The organism is Roseibium sp. (assembly GCF_050301095.1).
Taxonomy (GTDB): domain Bacteria; phylum Pseudomonadota; class Alphaproteobacteria; order Rhizobiales; family Stappiaceae; genus Roseibium.
Map to the genome: position 1 here is coordinate 1 of NZ_JBNKYW010000094.1, position 3,300 is coordinate 3,300.

Genomic DNA, 3,300 nt, shown 5'->3' on the forward strand with positions numbered 1-3,300 from the left:
ATCCTGGTCAGCAAGCAGGCCAGCATGGAGGGTGCACGCGATCTGGCCCTGGAGATGCAGGCCGCGGGCAAGGGCAAGGTGCTGCATGCCGTCGTCCATGAGGATCAGGTCCGGACGATGTTCGCGTGCGAGACGCAAGGCTTCGATACCGGTCCGGGTCTGCAGGGTGTTGTAGCCGTGGGCTTCGAGCAGATCATGAAACAACTTCATGTTCAGTTCGTTGTCTTCTACGATCAACACCGATTTCGCCATTGGTTCGGCCCTTCACCCGGCTTTTCGCCGGTCCCATTTATCATGTCGCGGAACTTTTGTGTCCGCGCTAGAACCCTTCCCCGGTCCGCAGTAAGTGTCTTCTAACCCGGAATCGTTTCAGAAAGGCAAAAAAACACAATGAAAAAAATACAAGGGAAGTCATTGTCCGTTGAAGAAGCACAGGGGATCGCCACAGAGGCCCTGCTTCAACTCAGCAGGGATCCGGAGCAGATCGGCCGGTTCCTGGCATTTTCCGGGATCGGGCCCGAAATGATTCGGGAAGCTGCAGGCGAACCGGGATTTCTCGCGGGCGTCCTTGAGTTTTATATGATGGACGAGCCGCTTCTGCTTGCCTTTTGCGAAAATGCCGGCGTCCGCCCCACAATGATGGCTGCTGCCCGCTATGCCCTGTCCGGAGGACAAGACGACTATGCCTGAGCCGACACCGGTGCTTCCCGAGGTTCTTGCCCAGATCCGTTCCGTTCCGGTAACGGAAAAGCCGCTGATCATCTGCGATGTCGACGAGGTGATCCTGCACATGACGACGCATCTGGAGGACTACCTGAATGCGCGCGATCTGGTCTTTCTTAAGTACGAATACCGCCTGACAGGGAACATTGGCGGCAAGTCCGACCGCAATCCTATCGGGTCAGATGACGTCCGCAGGCACTTGCTCACTTTTTTCGACGAGATCAGCCACAGGCAAGACATGGTTCCGGGCGCCGATAGGGCACTCGGTGCACTTTCAGACAATTGGGACATCGTGCTTCTGACCAACCTGCCGGGCGGCCACAACAAGCCTGTGCGTGAAAAACTCCTCGCGGGCAAGGGAATTCCCTACCCGGTGCTGACCAATTCCGGGCCGAAAGGCGGAGCGGTTGCCGCCCTTGCAGCCGGGCGTCCCGGCCCCGTCGTCTTCATCGACGACAGCCCCACCAATCATGTATCCGTATCCGCGTCCTTGCCTGCCTCCGTCCAGATCCAGTTCATTGCGGACGACCGGTTCCGGCAATCTGTCGAGAAGGAAAGCCACATCGACTTGTTGACGGGAGATTGGCAGGAGACGGCAGCCTTCATCAGCGATATTCTCCAAGGACCCTAACTCCTGGTCCAGTGAACTGAAGAAGTGCCCCTGTCCGCTCCTCAAAATCGCGCCCTTTGCCGGGACTGTGGCAGCCGGCCGCCGGCCGGGTCCGTCCGCTGCGCATCCTGCGGCAGCCCGCGGCTTGCCGCGCACCCTGAACTGGATCTCCTGACCATCGCCCATGTCGACTGCGATGCGTTCTACGCCTCGGTCGAGAAGCGCGACAATCCCGAGCTACAGGATGTGCCGCTGATTGTGGGCGGCGGCCAGCGCGGTGTGGTGTCGACGTGCTGCTATATCGCGCGGATCTACGGCGTCAAATCCGCCATGCCCATGTTCAAGGCCCTGGAGGCCTGTCCCGACGCGGTGGTAATCAGGCCGAACATGGAAAAATACGCCAAGGTGGGCAAGGAAGTCCGCGAACGCATGCGCGCGCTTACACCACTGGTGGAGCCACTGTCGATCGACGAGGCCTTTCTGGACCTGACGGGGACCGAGCGGCTGCACCATGCTACCCCGGCCGAAACGCTCGCCAAATTTCTACGGGACATCGAAAACGAACTCGGTATTTCCGCCTCGGTCGGGCTCGCCCCCAACAAGTTCCTGGCCAAGCTCGCCTCCGACCTGGAAAAGCCGCGCGGCTTTTCCGTCATCGGGTCGGCGGAAGCAAGATCGGTCCTTGCAGCCATGCCGGTCGGCCGTATCTGGGGCGTCGGCAAGGTGTTCCAGAGCAAGCTGGAGAAGGACGGGATCCGCACCATCGGCCAGTTGCAGACCATGGACCCCGCCGACCTTGCCCGCCGTTATGGATCGATCGGACTGCGGCTGGCGAAATTGTCCAACGGGGAAGACGCGCGGCATGTCACGCCGGAACGCGGGGCCAAGAGCGTTTCCTCGGAAACCACCTTCCGGACTGATATCTCAAGCTTCCAGACGCTGCGGCCGATCCTGCGCGATCTTTCGGAAAAAGTGTCTGCACGCCTGAAGAAATCGCAGCTTTGTGGCCGCGGCATCACGCTGAAGCTCAAGACCGCCGACTTCAAGACGATCACCCGTGCCCGCCACCTTGGCGATCCGACCCAGCTTGCGGACAGGATCTTTTCCGCCGGTGTCGCGCTGTTGGAAAACGAAACCGATGGACGAAGGTTCCGCCTGATCGGCATTGGTGTCAGCGACCTTGAACCCGCGGAGCGTGCGGACCCTCAGGACCTTCTGGATCAGTCGGCGGAGCGGCGGAAACAGGCGGAATTGGCGGTAGACAAACTGCGGGACAAATTCGGCAAATCGGCGGTCGAACTCGGCTTGCTGCACGCTGTCCGGCGCCCGGATTCGGGCAGGAAAACCTGATTTCCCGCCATTGACCATCAACGTTCGGGAATTACTCCCCCGGGCAGTTCGCCTCGTCGTAGAGTTCAAGCGACGCCATCTTGCCCTGAATGGTGAAGTCACCGTAATCGAGCTTCAACCGCCCGCTGATGCCGTTCTGGTACAGCCAGAAGGACAGTTGGTAGACAGGCAGCAGCTCACCGGAAGCGTCTTCCTCGCTCGGATCGAAATAGGCCACGGTCACGGGCCAATAGTTCATGCCTGCAAGCCGTGCCTCCGGGGACTTTGTTCCGCCTGGATCGGGACTGACGGCCCTTGCTCCGATCACGGTCGTCGTTGCGTAGACCTTCTCGCCTGTTTCGGCGCCATCAAAGATATCGGCGGCGAAAAAATGCACGCCTTCGTCTGCCGCCTTCATGATCGTCAGCAAATGCTCAGTCGGAAAGAGAACTTCCTTGCCGATTTCAAGCGACTTTTCCGAAGGCTCCTTCAGCTCGATGGTCCTTGCGCCGTCTCCCGCCCGCGCTGTGCCCCGAGTGGCCTCCACCAGCTCCTGGTCGACAAAGGTCTTGGACAGGAACTGATAGCTGGCCGCGCTTGGTTCCTCGAAGGAGGTTGTCTGCAAATCCGTGATCTGG

Annotated in this window: 5 protein-coding genes; 3 read left to right on the forward strand and 2 right to left on the reverse strand. The window is 59.9% G+C overall.

Going from position 1 to position 3,300, the window contains the following annotated elements; translation table 11 throughout:
* Positions 1–252: response regulator (locus tag ACQY7U_RS08390; protein ID WP_428643455.1), on the reverse strand; the 252-nt coding region annotated here is incomplete at its 3' end.
* A 138-nt stretch (positions 253–390) separates the two neighbouring features.
* Between ACQY7U_RS08390 and ACQY7U_RS08395 the strand changes: the two genes are divergently transcribed.
* From ACQY7U_RS08395 to ACQY7U_RS08405, 3 genes are read left to right on the forward strand one after another with little or no spacing between them, the layout of a single operon-like run.
* Complete coding sequence (locus ACQY7U_RS08395) at positions 391–690, forward strand: DUF3572 domain-containing protein (protein WP_428643456.1); 300 nt, start codon at positions 391–393, stop codon at positions 688–690.
* Complete coding sequence (locus ACQY7U_RS08400) at positions 683–1,354, forward strand: hypothetical protein (RefSeq protein ID WP_428643457.1); 672 nt, start codon at positions 683–685, stop codon at positions 1,352–1,354. The genes ACQY7U_RS08395 and ACQY7U_RS08400 overlap by 8 nt, the downstream gene beginning before the upstream one ends.
* 24 nt (positions 1,355–1,378) lie before the next feature.
* On the forward strand, positions 1,379–2,683 hold the full coding sequence (locus ACQY7U_RS08405; protein ID WP_428643458.1) for a DNA polymerase IV: 1,305 nt from the start codon (positions 1,379–1,381) through the stop codon (positions 2,681–2,683).
* Between the two features lie 31 nt (positions 2,684–2,714).
* On the opposite strand, the gene ACQY7U_RS08410 is transcribed toward ACQY7U_RS08405, so the two are convergent.
* The coding region (locus tag ACQY7U_RS08410) for an EipB family protein (RefSeq protein ID WP_428643459.1) at positions 2,715–3,300 on the reverse strand (586 nt) is incomplete at its 5' end.